The 19182-nt window shown below is 34.1% G+C and carries 21 protein-coding genes and 1 pseudogene; 14 read left to right on the top strand and 8 right to left on the bottom strand.

Annotated elements, in window-relative coordinates; translation table 11 throughout:
* The first annotated feature begins 140 nt into the window (after nt 1-140).
* From J3U18_RS00740 to J3U18_RS00720, 5 genes are all read left to right on the top strand, one after another.
* Nucleotides 141-2438, top strand: coding sequence for a DNA internalization-related competence protein ComEC/Rec2 (locus J3U18_RS00740; protein ID WP_267352668.1), 2298 nt, complete (start codon nt 141-143; stop codon nt 2436-2438).
* A 67-nt stretch (nt 2439-2505) separates the two neighbouring features.
* Nucleotides 2506-3519, top strand: coding sequence for a tetraacyldisaccharide 4'-kinase (gene lpxK / locus J3U18_RS00735; RefSeq protein ID WP_267352667.1), 1014 nt, complete (start codon nt 2506-2508; stop codon nt 3517-3519).
* On the top strand, nt 3516-3695 hold the full coding sequence (locus J3U18_RS00730) for a Trm112 family protein (protein ID WP_220224904.1): 180 nt from the start codon (nt 3516-3518) through the stop codon (nt 3693-3695). The genes lpxK and J3U18_RS00730 overlap by 4 nt, the downstream gene beginning before the upstream one ends.
* A 20-nt stretch (nt 3696-3715) precedes the next feature.
* Entirely contained in the window at nt 3716-4480 is a 765-nt protein-coding gene (kdsB, locus tag J3U18_RS00725; protein ID WP_065734564.1) for a 3-deoxy-manno-octulosonate cytidylyltransferase, read from the top strand.
* Nucleotides 4481-5170 (top strand): DUF2461 domain-containing protein, encoded by a 690-nt coding sequence (locus tag J3U18_RS00720; RefSeq protein WP_416380367.1) that lies wholly within the window; start codon nt 4481-4483, stop codon nt 5168-5170.
* A 24-nt stretch (nt 5171-5194) separates the two neighbouring features.
* Here J3U18_RS00720 and J3U18_RS11860 read toward each other — a convergent pair.
* Both J3U18_RS11860 and ssb read right to left on the bottom strand, forming a co-directional pair.
* Nucleotides 5195-5509 (bottom strand): annotated as a pseudogene (locus J3U18_RS11860) (MarC family protein).
* A 59-nt stretch (nt 5510-5568) separates the two neighbouring features.
* On the bottom strand, nt 5569-6090 hold the full coding sequence (ssb, locus tag J3U18_RS00715) for a single-stranded DNA-binding protein (protein ID WP_267352665.1): 522 nt from the start codon (nt 6088-6090) through the stop codon (nt 5569-5571).
* A gap of 206 nt (nt 6091-6296) precedes the next feature.
* Between ssb and corA the strand changes: the two genes are divergently transcribed.
* From corA to J3U18_RS00695, 4 genes are all read left to right on the top strand, one after another.
* Nucleotides 6297-7238 (top strand): magnesium/cobalt transporter CorA, encoded by a 942-nt coding sequence (gene corA / locus J3U18_RS00710; protein ID WP_065734620.1) that lies wholly within the window; start codon nt 6297-6299, stop codon nt 7236-7238.
* A 187-nt stretch (nt 7239-7425) separates the two neighbouring features.
* Entirely contained in the window at nt 7426-8385 is a 960-nt protein-coding gene (locus tag J3U18_RS00705; protein WP_065734559.1) for a glucokinase, read from the top strand.
* Between the two features lie 22 nt (nt 8386-8407).
* Nucleotides 8408-8656, top strand: coding sequence for a YcgL domain-containing protein (locus J3U18_RS00700; protein ID WP_081299438.1), 249 nt, complete (start codon nt 8408-8410; stop codon nt 8654-8656).
* Nucleotides 8653-9075, top strand: coding sequence for a YcgN family cysteine cluster protein (locus J3U18_RS00695; protein ID WP_267352664.1), 423 nt, complete (start codon nt 8653-8655; stop codon nt 9073-9075). The genes J3U18_RS00700 and J3U18_RS00695 overlap by 4 nt, the downstream gene beginning before the upstream one ends.
* 27 nt (nt 9076-9102) lie before the next feature.
* Here J3U18_RS00695 and J3U18_RS00690 read toward each other — a convergent pair whose 3' ends face one another.
* Together J3U18_RS00690 and J3U18_RS00685 are read right to left on the bottom strand one after the other, a co-directional pair.
* Nucleotides 9103-9660, bottom strand: coding sequence for a YggT family protein (locus J3U18_RS00690; protein WP_267338366.1), 558 nt, complete (start codon nt 9658-9660; stop codon nt 9103-9105).
* Nucleotides 9661-9696: 36 nt separating this feature from the next.
* Nucleotides 9697-10398 (bottom strand): YggS family pyridoxal phosphate-dependent enzyme, encoded by a 702-nt coding sequence (locus J3U18_RS00685; protein WP_267352663.1) that lies wholly within the window; start codon nt 10396-10398, stop codon nt 9697-9699.
* A gap of 36 nt (nt 10399-10434) precedes the next feature.
* Here J3U18_RS00685 and J3U18_RS00680 point away from each other — a divergent pair, with 36 nt between their 5' ends.
* The 4 genes from J3U18_RS00680 to J3U18_RS00665 all read left to right on the top strand — a co-directional run bounded on the left by J3U18_RS00680 (nt 10435) and on the right by J3U18_RS00665 (nt 13233).
* Nucleotides 10435-11373 (top strand): type IV pilus twitching motility protein PilT, encoded by a 939-nt coding sequence (locus J3U18_RS00680; protein WP_267352899.1) that lies wholly within the window; start codon nt 10435-10437, stop codon nt 11371-11373.
* Between the two features lie 108 nt (nt 11374-11481).
* Complete coding sequence (gene proC, locus J3U18_RS00675) at nt 11482-12291, top strand: pyrroline-5-carboxylate reductase (RefSeq protein ID WP_267352662.1); 810 nt, start codon at nt 11482-11484, stop codon at nt 12289-12291.
* A 293-nt stretch (nt 12292-12584) separates the two neighbouring features.
* Nucleotides 12585-12794, top strand: coding sequence for a cold shock domain-containing protein (locus J3U18_RS00670; RefSeq protein ID WP_034909833.1), 210 nt, complete (start codon nt 12585-12587; stop codon nt 12792-12794).
* Nucleotides 12795-12951: 157 nt separating this feature from the next.
* Nucleotides 12952-13233: a DUF5339 domain-containing protein gene (locus tag J3U18_RS00665; protein WP_065561927.1), complete on the top strand. Its 282-nt coding sequence runs from the start codon at nt 12952-12954 to the stop codon at nt 13231-13233.
* 19 nt (nt 13234-13252) lie between these two features.
* Here the strand turns inward: J3U18_RS00665 and J3U18_RS00660 are convergent, their stop codons facing one another.
* The 3 genes from J3U18_RS00660 to J3U18_RS00650 form a co-directional block, all read right to left on the bottom strand.
* Nucleotides 13253-13723, bottom strand: a complete 471-nt coding sequence (locus J3U18_RS00660; RefSeq protein WP_267352661.1) for a thermonuclease family protein — start codon at nt 13721-13723, stop codon at nt 13253-13255.
* A 98-nt stretch (nt 13724-13821) separates the two neighbouring features.
* Nucleotides 13822-14343 (bottom strand): bifunctional 3-hydroxydecanoyl-ACP dehydratase/trans-2-decenoyl-ACP isomerase, encoded by a 522-nt coding sequence (fabA, locus tag J3U18_RS00655; protein ID WP_065561925.1) that lies wholly within the window; start codon nt 14341-14343, stop codon nt 13822-13824.
* Nucleotides 14344-14481: 138 nt separating this feature from the next.
* Complete coding sequence (locus J3U18_RS00650) at nt 14482-16257, bottom strand: Lon protease family protein (RefSeq protein WP_267352660.1); 1776 nt, start codon at nt 16255-16257, stop codon at nt 14482-14484.
* 178 nt (nt 16258-16435) lie between these two features.
* Here J3U18_RS00650 and J3U18_RS00645 point away from each other — a divergent pair, with 178 nt between their 5' ends.
* Nucleotides 16436-18202: a DUF3413 domain-containing protein gene (locus tag J3U18_RS00645; protein ID WP_267330895.1), complete on the top strand. Its 1767-nt coding sequence runs from the start codon at nt 16436-16438 to the stop codon at nt 18200-18202.
* A 25-nt stretch (nt 18203-18227) separates the two neighbouring features.
* Here the strand turns inward: J3U18_RS00645 and lipA are convergent, their stop codons facing one another.
* On the bottom strand, nt 18228-19181 hold the full coding sequence (gene lipA / locus J3U18_RS00640) for a lipoyl synthase (protein WP_065734553.1): 954 nt from the start codon (nt 19179-19181) through the stop codon (nt 18228-18230).
* Nucleotide 19182 lies beyond the last annotated feature (1 nt).

Here is a 19182-nt window from a genome sequence, read left to right as displayed (position 1 = left end):
ATAAGTTATTTTCTTTAATATAAAAAGTGAAAGAGTTATCTGTAAATTGGAATAGAGATCTAATATTAATTATAAATTAACTTCAAAAAAGTCTGAGCATGTTAGATTGGCTGTTTAGTCAATATAAGAAGTAGAAGTTGATGCGGTGTTCAATAGATTTAATGGCAATAGCAATTTCATTAGGTAGCATTCCATTAATTTTTTTACCATCGTTACCCAATGATCAAGATTGGTATATTTTAGCTTTGATACTCATTATTTTAGCGGCTAAATTTCAACGTTATTTTACTTTTATCGTCATCCTTGGATTAAGCTTTCTCTGGTCGACCGCTATAGCAAAGCAATATCTCAGTTCAATTGAACCTTATATAGACCAAACATTAGCAATAACGGCAAAAGTTGAAAGTATTAATACGCAGGCTCCTGCTAAAATTCATACAATGCTTCCCCATTATGTAAAATTTTCAATTATCAATGTTTCTGATCAACCATTGTCCTCACCAATACCTATTTTTATTTATTGGGATCAATCCGAATTAATAAAAGCGGGACAAATTTGGCAATTAACCATAAAAACTAAAGTAGTTCATAGTTATTTAAATGAAGGAGGATTTGATAAACAACGATTTGCGATAGCCAATAAATCTTTATTAAAAGCCAAAATCATTAAATTAGTTTTACTCGAGGATAAATCCAATTTTCAACAAATCATCGCAGATAAATGCCTACCTTATATTAATTTATTTAGTTATCGAGATATTTTATTAGCACTTGGTTTTGGTGACCGCTCACAACTTGAAACTCATAATCGAATAACAATGATGCAAACAGGTGTGGCACACTTAATGGCTATTTCTGGAATGCATATTCTATTAGTTTTTTATATTTGCTTTGGAATAACTAAAGGATTCGTTTTTTTCTTACCACAACGTTATATCCATTTCTTCCTACCAATTATAGTAGGGTGGTTGTGCAGTATTAGTTATGCGTGGTTAACAGGCTTTAATCCACCTGCATTACGAGCAATTTTTGCTTTATCAATTTGGATATATTTACGTTATAAGAATAATCAAATAAGTGCATGGCAAAAAGTTAATCGTATTATTGCATCACTATTAATTATTGATCCGTTAATGATATTGTCCGAAAGTTTTTGGTTGTCTTGTTATGCTGTTGTTAGTTTAATTTTTTTGTTTGATTGGTTACCACTACCTAACACAATGAAAAATAAAAAACGGTGGTATTTATTTAGATTATTACATTTACAATTTGGTTTGACACTATTACTTCTACCAATCCAATTGTATGTTTTTCATGGTATAAGCGTTGTTTCACTGGTTGCTAACTTGATTGCTATTCCTATTATCTCTCTAATTACTTTCCCAGCAATTTTACTGGGACTAGTATTTAGTTTAATCAACTGTTTTTATCTTGCTTTATGGTTCTGGTTTGTTGCCCAATATTCGCTTGAATGGTTATTTCATTGTTTAGATTGTCTAAATTATATGTGGTTAACTATCTCAATGGATTTTTACTTTCTAAGCTTTATTGGTTGGTTAGCCTTTATAATAATAAGAGCAGCAGTTTGGCGAAGGTTTAGTTTTACACTTTTCATTATTTTGACGCTGGCTTTTTCTCCATTCTATAAACAACCAGATTATCTTTGGCGAATGGATATGCTAGATGTTGGTCATGGTCTTGCTATTGTAATTCACAATGGTGAATCAGCTATTGTATATGATACGGGTGCAAAATGGGAAAACAGCTCAGCAGCAGAGCAAATTATTACTCCTTTTCTGCAATGGCATAACCTCCAGCTTGAAGGAATTATTATTAGCCATAGTCACAATGATCATGTTGGAGGATTATCCTATTTACAACAACGTTATCCCAATGCCTGGCTTATGAGTTCATCTTTAAGTTTACGCAATGATTATAATTGCTTAGCCAAGCATAATTTTTATTGGAAACATTTAAATCTTAAAGTGCTATGGCCGACTAAATTAGTTGATAACACGGAAAATGCTGATTCGTGTGTAATACAACTTACTGATGGTCGATTTTCAGTGCTGTTAACCGGTGATTTAGAACGAAGGCAAGAGTATGATTTAGTTATGCAACATAAGAAAAATCTATCTTCAACAATATTACAGACTCCACATCATGGTAGTAATACTTCGTCAAGTTATCCATTTTTAAACTACGTTAATCCAGTTAATGCATTAACTTCAACCTCACGTTATAACCCTTGGCAACTCCCTTCAAATAAAATCACTGCTCGTTATAAAGAGTTAAATATCAATTATTTTGTTACAGGAAGAGATGGGCAAATAAGTCTTTTTTTTTATCCTAATTCATGGCAACAAAAAACGTTGCGACATGACATTAATCCAAGATGGTATCATGATTGGTTTGGTAGTTTACCGTTTTATGAGTAAAATAAGGGAAGTACTTTAAATAGGGTCACTAAAGGTTTAAAAATGATTGAAAATAGCGGGCGATATGATGATTGAAAAACTGTGGTATGGTAAAAATAAATCATTTTGGTTGCTACTGCCATTTTCATTATTATATGGATTTATTGCTTCCATTCGTCGTCAACTATACAAACTTGGTGTATTAAAATCATGGCAGTCTCCTGTTCCAATTATTGTTATTGGAAATTTATCGGCGGGTGGTAATGGTAAAACGCCACTTGCCATTAGTTTAATTGAGGCGTTGAAATCTAAAGGGCTAAAAGTAGGATTAGTTTCGCGAGGTTATGGTGGAAAATCTGATCACTATCCATTAGTCTTAGATGAACATACTGGAACTGAACAAGCCGGTGACGAGCCTGTATTAATTTTTCAGCGAACCCATATACCGGTAGCAGTCGCGCCAAAACGAGTTGACGCAGTTATAGCGTTATTAGAATCTTATCAATTGGATGTGATTTTAACCGATGATGGTCTACAGCATTATGCTTTAGCTCGTGATATTGAAATTGTTGTGGTCGATGGGAAACGCCAATTTGGTAATGGGTGGTGGATACCTGCTGGACCTATGCGAGAAAGAAGAGAAAGATTAAAATCGGTTGATTTAATTATAATCAATGGAGATAGTATAGGTGATATAGTAAATCAATTTCCAGATAAAACCTTCATCATGCAATTATTACCTGGTCATGTAGTTAATCTCTTAACTAACCAACAATGTGAATTGTCATCACTTCATCGTATTTGTGCAATTGCAGGTATCAGTAATCCAAAGCGTTTTTTTGATATGTTAATTAAAATGAAAGCTGATTTAGCTCATACAGAATCTTTTGCTGATCACCAGAATTTTACACTTCCGTTATTAGAGAAAGTAGTAGAAAATAATCAAACACTTTTAATGACTGAAAAAGATGCAGTAAAATGTCGTCAATTTGCATTACCTAACTGGTGGTATTTACCCATTGATGCAGTAATACCAAATCAAGCTATTGAAAAGATTTATTCACTGTTTGTAGAAAAAAAATCACTAAGAGAAAAAAAATGATTCTATTAAGCGCTATTGCTTGTCCTATATGCCATGGTCAATTGGAGTATGATAAGCAAAATCAACAATTAATTTGCCAAAAAGATCGGCTGGTTTACCCGATTAAAGATGGTATTCCGGTTTTATTAGCAAGCGAAGCAAAGCAATTAGTTCCATCTCATTGTGATAAAGAATAAAAAAGTTTAGAGGTAATTTTATGAGTTTTACGGTAATTATTCCTGCAAGATATGCTTCAAGTCGTTTGCCAGGAAAACCGCTTGCAGATATTCATGGCAAACCAATGATAATTCGAGTTATGGAGCAGGCTAAAAAATCGTCAGCTAATCGAGTAATCATTGCAACTGATAACCAACAAGTATTTGATGTAGTCAAAAGCTATAATGGTGAAGTAATTCTCACTAGCGATAAGCATAATTCCGGTACAGAACGGTTAGCGGAAGTAATTGATAGTTACAAATTTGCTGATGATGAAGTTATCGTTAATGTTCAAGGTGATGAGCCTTTGATTCCCCCAGTTATTATTGATCAGGTAGCCGAAAATCTAGTGAAATTCAAAACTGGCATGGCAACGTTAGCTGTTCCTATTGATAGCGTTGAAGAGGCGTTCAATACGGGAGCAGTAAAAGTCGTGACAGATAAAGATGGTTATGCACTTTATTTTTCAAGAGCGACTATTCCTTGGGAGCGAGACCGTTTTGCTAATTTAAATGAGCAAGGTAAGGTAGACCAAATTGGCGATTTTTATTTACGTCATATAGGAATTTATGCTTATCGAGCTGGTTTTATTAGGCAGTATATAAAATGGGCACCTTCGGCATTAGAGTCAATTGAAATGTTAGAACAACTGCGTGTACTTTGGTATGGTGAAAAAATTCATGTCGCTGTAGCTAAACAACCCCCAGCAATTGGTGTCGATACTCAAGAAGATTTAGAAAAAGTAAGAACATTATTTAAGGAGTAGATGATGGCAACGTTTACAGGTTTTACCCAGGCAGGATTAAACTTTTTACAAGATGCATGGATTAATAATAGTAAGACTTGGTTTGATGAGCACCGAGCTATTTATGACAATGATTTAGTAAAACCTTTTAGATTATTAGTTGAGCAGTTAACGCCAGCTATGCTAAAAATCGATGAGTGGTTTGAAACGCGTCCCGCTATTGGTAAAACCATATCTCGTATTCATCGTGACACTCGATTCTCAAAAGACAAATCGTTATATCGTAGCCGACTATGGTTAACTTTCAAACGCCCAAATCGTGATTGGAAAGAGGCTCCAGCCTATTTTTTTGAAATCAGTCCTGATTGTTATCGTTACGGATTAGGTTATTATTGTGCATCGAAACAGACTATGGATATATTTCGTGAAGAAATTTTGAATGATACCGAAAAATTTCTAAAAGTTATTCGCTGTGTTAAAAAGCCATTTGAATTAGTTGGTGAGTCTTACAAAAGACCTTTAATCAAAGATGAAAAAATATCGAAATGGTATAACCGAAAAAATCTTGCTGTGATGGTAACCAATAATCATATTGAAGATGTATTAGATGGTAATTTAGCGGATAAACTTGCTAAAGGTTTTAAACAACTATTACCACTATATGATTATTTAATGCGGGTTGAAATGATTAAAAACATTCCAAATCTGTAAAATAGCTATGAAAAATAGCGCTCCTCAAATATTTGGAAAGCTTAATATTAATTCTTTAACACCATTTATAATAAACTGGGTACCCACACAAACCAATAAAAAAACCATAATTCTTGAAGTGGCTTCAATGCCACTTTTTCCCATAAACCGCATTATGTTGCCTGCGCTACGCATACAGAACTATAAAATAATACATAATAGTAATGGAATAGATGATGCATAAACTACCCAAGTTGATAGGTTATATCCCCCACTTTTCAAAGTTGAGGACATACTGATAATCATCGAAATAGTTCCTAGACCAGTGGTGCTTGGTATAGCAAGAGGTATAAATGCAATATTATTTGAAAAAGGCGTAATTTATACGCCTATATAAAAACGAATTGAGTAAATAACGATTAAAACGGAATATCGTCATCGAAATCCATTGGTGGTTCTGGCATAGCTGGTTGACTTGCTGGTGCAGTTGATGAAGCACGAGGTGCTGCAGGAGTAGTTGGCGCAGAGGATGTATTATTTGCACTTTGTCCCCAACTTTTTGAACCTTCATTATAAGAGTCATTATTAGGGCGGTTACCTAAAATTTGCAATACGCCACCAATAGGGTTGATAACAACTTCTGTAGTGTAACGATCTTGACCTGATTGGTCTTGCCATTTACGAGTTTGTAGTTGCCCCTCAATATAAACGAGTGTTCCTTTTTTAATGTATTCACCAGTAATTTCAGCTAATTTACCAAATACGACAATTCGATGCCATTCTGTTTTTTCTCGATTCTCGCCAGTTTGCTTGTCTTTCCAAGTTTCTGATGTAGCAACATTAAAATTTGCGACAGTATTACCAGTTGACATGACACGTACTTCTGGATCTTGACCTAAATTACCAACTAAAATGACTTTATTAATTCCTCGGGTTGCCATTATAAACTCCTAACAATTGCATAGATATATAATTGCGCTATTGTAACATGAGACTGAAATAACATCACCGAATTTAATTTAAATTTGGAAGTTTGTATCCAAATTTTAAAAATTCAGAAAGATTGGCTTAGACATAGGAATTTTTGCCTATAACGAGTATAATGCCACCCATTTCATATCTTAAACATTTTTCTGCTGGAGGCCTTATGATTAATGCGTTTGGATTAAAAAACAAACAATTAGTAAAAATTAATGAAGGCGATATAAAGAATGCGACTTGGATTGACTTGATCGAGCCGGAAGAAGCTGATCGTGAATTCATCCTGACCAATTTAGGTCAAAATTTAGCAACAAGTATCGAATTAGACGATATTGAAGCATCAGCTCGTTTTTTCGAAGATAATGAAGGACTACATGTTCACTCCTTCTTTTTTTATGAAGATGCAGAAGATCGCGCCGGTAACTCTACCGTCGCTTTTACAGTGCATAATGGACGTTTATTTACACTGCGTGAACGCGATTTACCTGCATTTCGACTATACCGAATGCGTTCTCGTTATCAGGGAATGAATGATGGAAATCCGTATGAAGTTTTATTAGATTTATTTGAAGTTAAAGTTGAACAATTAGCCGATCAAATTGAAAATATCTATAGTGAGCTAGAAGAATTGAGCTTAATTATTATGGATCGTTCCGCTCAAGAGCATTATGATGAAGCGATTACGTCTTTAGCTGAGCTCGAAGATACGGCGTGGAAAGTACGCCTCTGTTTAATGGATAGTCAGCGTGCGGTTAACTATTTAGTTCGTCGTGCTAAGATGCCTGTTGAACAGTTAGAACAAGCGAGAGAAGTTATTCGAGATATTGAATCATTGGTACCCCATAATGAGTCATTATTCCAAAAGGTTAACTTTTTAATGCAAGCAGCTACTAGCTTTATAAATATTGAACAAAGCAGAATAATTAAGATTTTCTCGGTTGTTTCTGTGGTATTTTTACCGCCAACAGTAGTTGCATCAGCATATGGTATGAACTTTGAAAATATGCCTGAGTTAAAATGGGAATATGGATATCCATTATCTTTATTGTTGATGTTAATAGCAGGGGTCGCTCCTTACATTTACTTTAAACTCAAAAAATGGCTTTAGTGGTTATTTTCCTTTCAACTTTTTAAAAATTACCCGCTAACAATTTTGTTAGCGGTAATAGTAAATTCTGTTAAAGCAATCTAGTTAAATCATTATAAATAGTCCATAATATTGCCAGTTTTATTTTTAATATTTATTGAACTATTGTTCATATAGAAAGATTTTATTTTTAGAAAAAGGGAATAACATGAGTCAATATGCACTAGTTACGGACATTGGTGGAACCAACGCTCGTTTTGCACTTTATGATTTAGCAACTAATGAATTATCCGCAATAACTAAAATCCTCATTTCAAAAGATGATGTACTACTTGAATTAATTAAAAACTATTTGAAATCCCAAGCGGTAACAGTGGATATGGCTTGCATTGCCATAGCTTGCCCAATCAATGAAAGTGATTTGATTGAAATGACTAATAATAATTTGTCGTTTTCTCGTTCGGAACTTATCAAAGAACTTAAACTAACTAAGTTAGAAGTAATTAATGACTTTACTGCAGTTTCAACATCTATTCCTCAATTATCCGCGCAAGATGTGGTTAAAATTGGTGGTGAGGAGCCGAATCTTGATTATCCAATAGCAATCTATGGTGCCGGAACGGGGTTAGGGGTTTCTCATTTAGTTAAAGTTAATGGTCATTGGATTAGCCTATCAGGCGAGGGTGGTCATACAGAATTACCTATGGTTAATGAACAAGAAGATCGAATTTTAGCTCAGTTAAGAAAAAAATTTGGTCGAGTTTCTTCAGAGCGTTTTTTATCGGGTAATGGTATTGTTAATATCTATCAAGCTTTGTTACAGATCAATAATCAACCAGTTGAAGATATCACCCCAGATATTATTGTGAATAAAGCATTATCAAATAGTTGCCCAATTTGCTCAGAAACATTAACTCATTTTTGTACTTTTATGGGGCGATTTGGGGGTAATTTAGCTTTAACACTTAATACTCAAGGCGGTGTGTATATTGCTGGCGGTATTGTGCCTAGATTTATAGAATTTTTTAAATCATCACCATTTAGAGAAGCATTTGAACATAAAGGTCGTATGTCTTATTTAGTTAAAAAAATTCCTGTTTATGTGATTACTCATAAAGATCCGGGATTATTTGGTGCAGGTGTCTATTTGCAAAATAGCCTGAGATAATTGAGAAATAGGATTTTAGTTTATGATGTGGTGTTATATTTATAGAAGCACAAAAAAAGAAAATTGTTATCTTTATATGGAAAAAGAGAACGATTTCTCTCCAATTCCTGAAAAAATTATGTCAATTTTTGGCACGCCAGCTTTTGTCATGAAAGTCTTACTCGATGGTAAACGGCGTTTTGTGGTAGGAACAGCACAGGAAATTGAGGAAAAAATTAAAGCGGATGGATTTTTCTTACAAATGTTAAATGAAGACGATTTTAAAGTATGATTGAACCATTTTGGGAATATAAAACTTTAGATCAAATGAGTGATGACGAGTGGGAACAACTATGCGATGGTTGTGGCCAATGTTGCCTAAATAAATTACAGGACGAGGATACTGACGAAATACTGTATACCAATGTTGCATGTAATTTGCTTGATTCAAATACCTGCCAGTGCAGACATTACTACAACCGTTTTAAATATGAGCCTGATTGCATCAAGCTAACAAGAGAAAATTTACTGACAATTGAGTGGTTACCAGCAACTTGCGCTTATCGTTATTTTTCAGAAACAGGGCAGTTACCGCAATGGCACCCATTAATTGTTGGAAATAAAAAGTTAATGCACAAATTAAAAATATCAGTCAAAAATCGAATTGTGTATGAAAAAGATGTGATTTGTTGGGAAGATCATATTATTTAAAAAGAGAGCCTAGGCTCTCTTTTATTTTTATAGTATAAGCCATAAATTTCCAAGAAAATCGACAGCTAATAAGTTTAAAAACATTAATATAAAAACAAATATCATAAATGAAATATCAATCATACCTAATGGCGGTATAATGCGCCGAATAGGTGCAATAAGTGGTTCTGTTAATTGAGCAAGTAATTCATCAGTATAAGATTGTCCACGACTAACCCAACTTAAAATAGCTCTAAATAATAATAACCAAAAAATGAGGTGTCCAACCGCATGAGCCATTGCAGCCAAGGCGAATAATAAGTAATAAGGGCTAAACAACGGTGCGTTATATCCCTCAAAACGGAAAATAAACATAATTTTTAGTAATGCAACTGCATAAAAGAGAATCCATGTCGCCGTGTCGATACGGCCAATAGATGGAATAAGTTTTCGCATTGGACCAATAATCGGTTGGGTAATACGAACAATAAATTGAGTAAAGGGATTATGAAAATTTACTCGCGCATACTGCATCCACAAACGTAGAATAAGTATGTATAAGCAAATAGTGAAAATAGCCCTTCCTAAGAAGATTAACGAAATCATTTAATACTCCTAAAATCTAAAATGATCTGCAATATATCACACATATTGCCGTGCACCAAAGATTGCACTACCAATGCGAACCATTGTACTGCCTGCAACAATAGCTGCTTTCATATCGCCTGACATGCCCATTGATAATGTATCTAAAAAAGGATAATCCGTTTTCAATGATTCTAAAAGCTGAGTCATCTGTTCAAATACCTCAAGTTGTTTGGCATAATCATTTTCTATCTCGGGGATAGCCATAAGGCCACGTAACCTTAAATTAGGTAATGTAATTATCTGCTTAACCAAATCGGCGACTTCATCTACTGCAATTCCAGATTTACTCTCTTCATTACTAATATTTACCTGAATAAGAACATTTAGCTTATCCATATCTATAGGTCGCTGATCATTTAAACGCTGAGCAATTTTGAAACGTTCAATGGTGTGCATCCAATCAAAATTTTCAGCAACTAGCTTAGTTTTATTTGATTGCAATGGCCCGATAAAATGCCAAGTAATCGGGGTATCCGGCATATTTTTATTAAAGTAAGCAATCTTTTCAACACCTTCTTGAACATAATTTTCACCAAAGGCTAATTGGCCTGCATCAATTGCTTGAGCGATTAATGTGACCGGCTTGGTTTTACTTACTGCAATAAGTTCAATTGTATTGGGATTTCGATCGCAATCTAAGGCAATTTTATGTATTTCATTTTTAATCTTGATTAAATTGTCATGTACTGTATTCATATTAATTCCCAATAAACTAATGGATAGTGAGTGAAAATGATAAATTCAATGTTGGCTTTTAGTGTAACGCAAAAAGCTTCTGATTTGCATCTTTCTAGTGGTGAAAAACCGTGGATTCGTATTAATGGTGAGCTAAAACCTATTGCGCAAGATAAATTATCGCCACAAAAACTTGAAATTGATTTATTTAATCTATTAAATGACGATCAAAAGGGGCTATTACAACAGCATCGACAAATTGATTTTGGTTATCATCTTGAAGATATAGGTCGTTTTAGGGTAAATATTTTTTATCAAAAACGTGGTATTTCGGCCGTATTTCGAATTATTAAGCAAAAAGTACCAAGCTTAACTGATATTCAGGCACCTGATGTACTAAATGAATTAGCAAAAGCAGAATCTGGAATTATCTTAGTTACTGGCGCAACAGGTAGCGGTAAATCGACAACTTTAGCTGCATTAATTGATCATATAAATCAGACGTTAGCTAAACATATTATCACATTAGAAGACCCTATTGAGTTTATTTATCAAAGTGATAAATCACTTATCCAACAACGCGAAATTAACCATTTTGGTGAAGCAATTGATAGTTTATTAAGGCAAGATCCAGATATCATTTTATTGGGTGAATTACGCAATAAACAGACCATTCAAGCTGCATTAACTATTGCTGAAACCGGTCATTTAGTTCTTGCTACATTGCACACACGTACCGCAATACAGACAATCAACCGTATTATTGATGTCTTTGAAGAGGGGACACGTGCATTAATTCGCACTCAGCTATCAAATAGTTTAAAAGCGATAGTCTGTCAAAAATTAATACCTTATAAACAAAGTCGAAAAGCTATTTTTGAAGTTCTGATCAACACCCCAGCCGTCAGCAATTTGATCAACGAAGGTAAAACAAGGCAGATATTATCATTAATGCAAACTGGTCAACAATTTGGTATGCAATTAATGATTGATTAAGTTAAATAGTAAAAATTTCGTCTTCTTTTTATTCGTAAATTTTATAAGTTTTATTCAAAAATTTATTTTATAATCTTTATAGTATTTCATTCATAAAGGTATAAAAAAATGGAACAGCATATAGGTCTTATCGGTATTGGGAATATGGGTAATGCCATTTTACAAGGTATTTTAGCAAGTAATATTGTGCCGGGAACGCAAATTTACGTTTATGATCCTCATCCCGAAAAGGGCCAAGCACTTAATCAAGCTCATTCAATAAATAATTTAGGATCGGCAAAAGATGTTGCACGAGAATCAGATATTGTTTTCATAGCAGTTAAACCCAATGTTATTGTGGATGTATTAAATGATATTCAAAAGGAGTTAAAAAAGGATACCATTGTCATCTCGATTGCTGCTGGTGTAACAATTAAAACTATTGCGCAATGTGTAGGCTATGAACAAAAAATTGTTAGGGTTATGCCAAATACTCCAGCTTTAGTTAATGCCGCTATGTGTTCTATCACACCTAATACAGAAATTACTGATCAAGAATTAACAATTGTTGAAACTTTATTAAATTGTATTGGTGAAACAGAAGTTGTACCTGAATACTTAATTGATGCCGTAGTTGGGGCAAGTGGCTCTTCTCCTGCATTTGTATTTATGTTCATTGAAGCATTGGCTGATGGTGCAGTTAAAGGTGGTTTATCTAGAAAACAAGCTTACAAATTTGCGGCACAAACAGTGATGGGTTCAGCTAAATTATTGCTGGAGACAGGAAAACATCCAGGTGAATTAAAAGATATGGTTTGTTCACCAGCGGGTACTACAATTGAAGGCGTGCAAGTACTTGAGGAAAAAGGCTTTCGAGCAGCTATCATTGACGCAGTAGAGGCTTCAATTCAAAAATCCAAAGATTTGTCAAAAAATTAAAGATTGTTAACATGAACAATAACAAATAGTTATTGTTCATTTCATTTTTAATTGTAAATAATAGCAAATCATTGCTTGTATTAGTCATCTATTTATGAGTTAATAGTCACCAGCATATTACATGCAGATATATTTTGTAACATTTAGATTTATGCAGTTTGTAGTTTACTTTAATCACATTTGTATTAGTTCTCTTCAGTCTTCTCTTCTGTTTGTTAATAAGTAGTCTAGGTTTTATGTTCTAATGTTTCGCCTTTGATGGCTGTAATTAATTTATTTATAGGAAGATTTTTATGTCTAAAAAAACTGGTCAAGTTAAATGGTTCAATGAAAGTAAAGGTTTTGGTTTTATTTCACCTGCTGATGGAAGTAAAGATGTGTTTGTTCATTTTTCTGCAATCTCTGGCGATGGATTTAAAACTTTAGGCGAAGGTCAACAAGTTGAGTTCTCTATCCAGGATAGTCCTCGTGGCCCTGCTGCTGCTGATGTTACAATTATCTAATTGTATTCTCATATAACCTTATCAGTATTCAAATACTGATAAGAGTTTTTACATTTAAATTATAGACTTTCCTTAGCAATTCTTATATTATCCCTCCGAAGTAATTCAATAACATATTTTATGTTCTAAATATTTATAATTTTAAGGAAAAGAAACAATGAAAAAATTAGTATTATCTGTTGCATTATTAGGTTTATCTTCTGTTGCTATGGCTGAGTTATCAGAATCTTGCAAAACTTACTTTGAAAAAGTTGATAGCTTTGTTAAATCTATTCCTGATGATGCTGCTACTAAACAACAAACAGACATGATCAAACAAAACTTAGAAACAGCTAAACAACAAATTTCTGCAATGCCTACTGCAAATCAAGAAGAAGGCTGTAAACAAGCAACTGAAGTATTAAAACAACTAGAAGCTTCAATCCCAGCTAAAAAATAAAGTCATTGTTTAGACGCTATTATTTCTTACGATAGCGAAAATCCCGAGGGGCTATTGGATGTTTATCTTTCCATAGTCCTTTTTTGTTTTGTTTAGCTTTTAATTCGAGCTTTACCATATTCTTATTACTAGCAACGCCTTTGAAGCGGTAAGCCCACGCAAAGCCATTTTCCACCATCTTAGCATTAATGTTGACTTGTTTTAGATAGATGACGCCTAATGTCCGTTGATAAATATCCTTTTTATTTTCTTTAACATAAACAGTTTTACCCGCAATCAACGATGCTAAGTATTTTCTTGATGCATTACCATATGCTTGGTGTCTTTCTGGAGCATCAATATCGAGTAACCGGACGCGAATTTTTTTATTTGTTAATATATCAACGGTATCACCATCAATTACTTTTACAACTTTACCATTAAAGTCTGCTTGTGCTTGACCGATTACAACAAATAAGAGAATTAGGAGAGATTTTCTTAAAAAATACATTACGGATTGTTTCTTAAAATAGTAGCGTAAAAAAAGCTACTCCTTGCTAATTATCAGTAATTAATAATAGTGAGCAAGGAGTGTAAGATTATATTGAATTAAAATTCAGACGTGTCTTTAAATAAACCAACTTTAAGATCAGTTGCTTCATAAATTAATTTACCATCAACGTAAACTTCACCATCGCCGATTCCCATGATTAATTTACGATTAATAACACGTTTAAAATTAATTTTATAAGTCACTTTTTTGTTATTAGGTAATATTTGACCTTTTAATTTTAATTCACCAACACCAAGCGCTCGGCCTTTACCTTTACCGCCAATCCAGCCTAAATAAAAGCCGACTAATTGCCATAAAGCATCAAGACCAAGACAACCAGGCATTACCGGATCGTTTTTGAAATGACATTTAAAAAACCATAAATCAGGATTAATATCAAACTCAGCTTCAACATAACCTTTACCGAAACTACCACCGTCTTCATTCATTTCAATAACGCGATCCATCATTAGCATCAAATCAGACGGTAATGGCGGTCCATCATGACCAAATAATTCACTATTACCTGATTTAATTAGATCTGCTTTATCATACGAAGATTTACGTTCAAATGTCATAAAAAAACCTTTTATTTTGTTGTCATTACATAATTGCTTATAGAATCATTATTGATTAAAAAACTAATAATTAACCTAAGCTGTAAAGTTTTACATGATTATTTCATTAATCGCATCAATGAAATTTTGGTCTCAAGTTTATTGTGTATTGTTACTTTTTGCAATTTTTTTCCAGCGACTGAGCCAACCATCACGTCTTCTATCTTGGATTAGCATTGATTGCATACGAGCATGAATCAACTTATAAAGACTAATATTATTCTCATCTTTGTAAGGAATACCAGTTAATAAATAGAGCGCATCGGCGACATGTTCGACAGTCCAAATAGAGAATTTATCATTATTAATTGCCTCAATAATGTCATCGCTTAAGCTTAAATGGCGCTGATTACTAGCAGGAATAATAACGCCTTGTTGGCCTGTCAAACCTTGGTGCTGACAAACAGCAAAAAATCCTTCAATTTTCTCATTAACACCACCAATAGATTGAACATGGCCAAATTGGTCAACAGATCCTGTAACAGCTAATTGCTGATCGATAGGTTGATTAGATAGCGCACTAATCAGCGCGCAAAGCCCCGCCAGTGAAGCGCTATCGCCATCAATTTCATTATAGGATTGTTCAAATACTAATGATGTAGAAAACGGAAGTTGATGATTGATTGCAAACTCCGACATAATAAACGCTTGCATAATCATCATCCCTTTAGAATGAATATTGCCAGCAAGATCGGTTTTACGTTCAATATCAATTAATTCACCGTCACCAAAATGGACAAGACAGCTTAACCGTGTTGGCTCACCAATCGCTTTTGGATAACCGGGGTATTCAATAACTGACAACCCATTAATCTGCCCAACCACTTGTGACTGGGTATCAATCAAAATTTGATTGGTAAAAATCTCATCATGGAACCGCTCAGCTAAATAATTTTCTCGCCATGCTTTTTGTTCTAAAGCCTTTGTGACGGCTGAAGCATCAATATTCTCATTTTCTATAAAATAAGATGAATTTAGCAGAATCGATTGCACCCATTCAACGCTAAGTGGTAAATAATATTGATCACCCGTATATCTTGTTGCGTGTTTATAAATTTTAGCAAAAGCAGATTGCTCAATTTTGGGTAGCGCTAAGTGGTGACTTATAAATTGTAAATAATTCATCCAATCATTAATTCGCTGAGGTTCAGTTATATGCATTTCACTTTCAAATTCAGCGTAAATAGATGATGAATAAAATTCTGGTTCAAATTCCTGCAATTCAGCTAGAGAAAGCCTATCTCCGACTAAAATAATGCGTAAATCCAACGGCATGGCAGGAATAGATAATGGTAATGGATGAGAATCATCAGCTGAAAACCATTCAAAAGTTTGTGACAGAACCATCTGTTTTAACTTAGCCCAAACTACTGGTTGCGCTAGCAGTGAACGCAATCCTAAAATTAAAACACCACCATTAGCATCATGAACTAAACCAGCTTGTAATTTGATTGGACTATTTTCAGGTTGCCTAACACAACCAAATAGTTTCTCCATATCAACGATTGTTGCTGATAGACAATTATCTTGGGATGCAAAATTATCTTGCTTACTTTTTGCTTCAGTTAAGGTAATTTTATTGTCACTAAAGTAATAACTATAACCTAAATCGGTAGTTGTGAGATTACGCTTTACCGACTGCTTTAATAAATCAAAAAAAAGCTCGCTTTCAGATGCTTTTAAAAGCAAAAAGCGAGAACGATACTGCGTATTATGATTTTTGCACAATAAGGATACAGCAGCAGCAACGCGAGGTTGCCACGATAACAAATTGGTTAATCCATCACTGCATAAATTTGTTTTAATATCGCTATTATTTACAATGTCATTTACGTTAGGTTGGACTTCTTGAGAGTTGAGTTGTTTGATTGCCAAAGTTAGTATCTTTTTAATTAGCTATATTATTAAAGCAAATTATAACAAGTATCGATAGCAACGCCAACAAATAACCAAAGGCTTTACACTAAAAAAATTACGGAAAGATTTTAAAAAATCAGTTAAACTGTGACGTAAATTTCAATTAAGTTTTTCTTGGTAATTACTACAATTAAATATGCTCAAACTCAAAAACAATCATATCAAAGACGATAAAACCTCGCAGATAGTTAGTTGGGGGCATTGGTTTACGCTATTTAATATTCTGGTAGTCATTTTACTTGGTAGCCAATATTTGCTCATTGCTGATTGGCCCCGAACATTCATGGGGCGTTTTTATGCAATTATTAGTGCGATTGGGCATTTTAGTTTTCTTACTTTCATTGTTTATTTGATATTGCTTTTTCCGTTAAGTTTTCTTATTCACTCTTCACGATGGCAAAGGATTATTGCAACTATCGTTGCAACGATAGGAATTAGTTTACTGCTTATTGATGTTGAAGTTTTCTCGCATTTTAGAATGCATCTAAATTTATCTATCTGGCAACTATTTACCTCGGATAAAGCATCTTTTCTCAATAGTGCATTTATATTAATACCCTTTATTCTTTTGGTTGAAATATTATTCTCGATTTGGAGTTGGAAAAAGCAACGCAGTTTAAGTAAACGCAAACGTTTTGCCAGACCTGTAGTAATAGGTTTTATTCTATGCTTTGTTTCATCACATTTGATTCATATTTGGGCCGATGCTAACTTCTATCGTCCAATAACAATGCAACGATCAAGCTTACCGCTATCGTATCCGTTAACGGCGCGTCATTTTCTTGAGCGTTATGGATTTATTGAAGAGAATGGTTATCGTAATCGCGCAATTCAAGAAGGTAACCCATTTGCGATCGCTATTGAATACCCACTCGATAAAATTTCATTTAATGAAAATCAAGATAAACCGAATATCTTGATTATTGATATTAATGGTTGGAATGATCGACTATTAGCCAATAATATGCCTTGGCTGAAAGAATTTGCTAGCCAAAATATACAATTTACTAATCATTATGGCGCAAGTAGCCAAGCCTACTTAAATAACTTCTCATTATTCTATGGACTTGACCCGAATTATTATAATAGTATCTTGGCAGGGCATAAGCCATCGGTATTATTCGAAACTGTAACGAAACAACATTATAACGTTGGTCTATTCTCTGCTGATGGTTTTTCTGAACCACTTTATCGTTATGCATTATTGTCTAATTTCACCACCCCAGATGGTAAAAAGCAGTCTAACAAGCAAACCACTGATAATTGGATGGCATGGCACGATGAACAAAATCAACTCGAAAACCACGCTCCTCTATTTTCTGTCATCCAATATTCACTGGGTGCCAAAAATAAAAAAATGCCAATAACCGAATTAGAGACAGATGCAAAAAAACTCGACCAATATTTAGAATCTTTAATTGCATATTTAACATTATCTAATGCATACGAAAACACCATAATTATTATTACCGGTTCTAATGACATAAAAATAGATGATGCTAAAAAATCTGCTTTACGTAATGATGAAATTAGCTTTAATCGAAATGCCTTAAAAGTACCATTAATTATTTCATGGCCAGGTAAAGAGGCAAAAGAAGTTAATAATATAACTTCTGAAACGGATATATTAAGAACATTAATGCAAGATGCTCTCAACGTCACCACACCTGCAAAACAGTATAGCCAAGGTCAAAATCTATTTCAAGAGCGTGAATGGATTCTAGCTGGAAGTGAAAATCAGGTTGCAGCGCTTTATGGTAATAAAACCGTGGTAATTGATGCGTATGGACGATCTAAGATCTATGATCTAAACGGTAATCAATTGAAAGATGAAAAGATAAACTTACCTACATTCTTACAAATTGTCACCGAAAATCGTCATTTTATTGTGGTAGATAATTAAACAATGTTTTCCAAAGAGGTGAATATTACTTCACCTCTTTTCCCATTGCTTGTAGATCAGCATGATAAGATGAACGCACAAATGGCCCGCAAGCTGCATGGGTAAATCCCATAGCCAGCGCCATTTGTTTTAATTCATCAAATTCCTCAGGTGAAACATAACGTTCCACTGGCAAATGATACTTACTTGGTTGGAGATACTGACCTAAAGTTAGCATGGTAACACCATGGCTACGCAAATCTTTTAAAACCTGAATAAGCTCTTCATTGGTTTCGCCTAAACCAACCATCAATCCTGATTTTGTGGGAATTTCGGGGTGTTTTTGTTTAAACGTTTCAAGTAATTGTAACGATCCCTCATAACTTGCTCCTGGACGTATTTTTTTATACAAACGAGGAATATTTTCCAAATTATGATTAAACACATCCGGAGGGTTTTCACTTAAAACCGCAACGGCTTCATCAACACAACCACGAAAATCAGGAGTTAAAGTTTCAATTTTTATATTCGGGCTTAATGAACGAATCTCTTGAGTACATGAAGCAAAGTGACTTGCTCCGCCATCTTTCAAGTCATCACGATCAACAGAGGTGATCACAACATAACGCAATTTCATCTCTTGAATTGTTTGCGCAAGCTTATTCGGTTCCTCACGGTCTGGTGGCAAAGGGCGACCATGAGCAACATCACAGAAAGGACAACGACGAGTACAAATATCCCCTAAAATCATAAAAGTCGCGGTCCCATGATTAAAGCACTCCGCCAAGTTAGGGCATGAAGCCTCTTCACAAACCGAATGTAACCCATGTTTACGCATCGTATTTTTAATATGCGTAATATTTTCTGTATTTGCCGACAACTTAATTCTCATCCAATCAGGTTTTTTTAAAGGAGCTGTATCCTCTATAGTGATTGAGGGAATTAGACGCGTTTTTTCGGCATCACGATATTTTGAACTGCGGATTTCAGTATTTTGCATA

The sequence above is a fragment of the Gilliamella sp. B3482 genome (genome assembly GCF_026536805.1).
Taxonomy (GTDB): Bacteria; Pseudomonadota; Gammaproteobacteria; order Enterobacterales; family Orbaceae; genus Gilliamella; species Gilliamella apicola_E.
The sequence above is the reverse complement of the archived record's forward strand: the minus strand, read 5'-3'. Positions and strand labels throughout refer to the sequence as shown.

What these genes read in the sequence shown, in the direction of transcription:
- J3U18_RS00740 (WP_267352668.1), top strand. Translation starts at nt 141, where the DNA reads ATGCGGTGTTCAATAGATTTAATGGCAATAGCAATTTCATTAGGTAGC.
- lpxK (WP_267352667.1), top strand. Translation starts at nt 2,506, where the DNA reads ATGATTGAAAAACTGTGGTATGGTAAAAATAAATCATTTTGGTTGCTA.
- J3U18_RS00730 (WP_220224904.1), top strand. Translation starts at nt 3,516, where the DNA reads ATGATTCTATTAAGCGCTATTGCTTGTCCTATATGCCATGGTCAATTG.
- kdsB (WP_065734564.1), top strand. Translation starts at nt 3,716, where the DNA reads ATGAGTTTTACGGTAATTATTCCTGCAAGATATGCTTCAAGTCGTTTG.
- J3U18_RS00720 (WP_416380367.1), top strand. Translation starts at nt 4,481, where the DNA reads ATGATGGCAACGTTTACAGGTTTTACCCAGGCAGGATTAAACTTTTTA.
- ssb (WP_267352665.1), bottom strand. Translation starts at nt 6,090, where the DNA reads ATGGCAACCCGAGGAATTAATAAAGTCATTTTAGTTGGTAATTTAGGT.
- corA (WP_065734620.1), top strand. Translation starts at nt 6,297, where the DNA reads ATGATTAATGCGTTTGGATTAAAAAACAAACAATTAGTAAAAATTAAT.
- J3U18_RS00705 (WP_065734559.1), top strand. Translation starts at nt 7,426, where the DNA reads ATGAGTCAATATGCACTAGTTACGGACATTGGTGGAACCAACGCTCGT.
- J3U18_RS00700 (WP_081299438.1), top strand. Translation starts at nt 8,408, where the DNA reads ATGATGTGGTGTTATATTTATAGAAGCACAAAAAAAGAAAATTGTTAT.
- J3U18_RS00695 (WP_267352664.1), top strand. Translation starts at nt 8,653, where the DNA reads ATGATTGAACCATTTTGGGAATATAAAACTTTAGATCAAATGAGTGAT.
- J3U18_RS00690 (WP_267338366.1), bottom strand. Translation starts at nt 9,660, where the DNA reads ATGATTTCGTTAATCTTCTTAGGAAGGGCTATTTTCACTATTTGCTTA.
- J3U18_RS00685 (WP_267352663.1), bottom strand. Translation starts at nt 10,398, where the DNA reads ATGAATACAGTACATGACAATTTAATCAAGATTAAAAATGAAATACAT.
- J3U18_RS00680 (WP_267352899.1), top strand. Translation starts at nt 10,435, where the DNA reads ATGATAAATTCAATGTTGGCTTTTAGTGTAACGCAAAAAGCTTCTGAT.
- proC (WP_267352662.1), top strand. Translation starts at nt 11,482, where the DNA reads ATGGAACAGCATATAGGTCTTATCGGTATTGGGAATATGGGTAATGCC.
- J3U18_RS00670 (WP_034909833.1), top strand. Translation starts at nt 12,585, where the DNA reads ATGTCTAAAAAAACTGGTCAAGTTAAATGGTTCAATGAAAGTAAAGGT.
- J3U18_RS00665 (WP_065561927.1), top strand. Translation starts at nt 12,952, where the DNA reads ATGAAAAAATTAGTATTATCTGTTGCATTATTAGGTTTATCTTCTGTT.
- J3U18_RS00660 (WP_267352661.1), bottom strand. Translation starts at nt 13,723, where the DNA reads ATGTATTTTTTAAGAAAATCTCTCCTAATTCTCTTATTTGTTGTAATC.
- fabA (WP_065561925.1), bottom strand. Translation starts at nt 14,343, where the DNA reads ATGACATTTGAACGTAAATCTTCGTATGATAAAGCAGATCTAATTAAA.
- J3U18_RS00645 (WP_267330895.1), top strand. Translation starts at nt 16,436, where the DNA reads ATGCTCAAACTCAAAAACAATCATATCAAAGACGATAAAACCTCGCAG.
- lipA (WP_065734553.1), bottom strand. Translation starts at nt 19,181, where the DNA reads ATGCAAAATACTGAAATCCGCAGTTCAAAATATCGTGATGCCGAAAAA.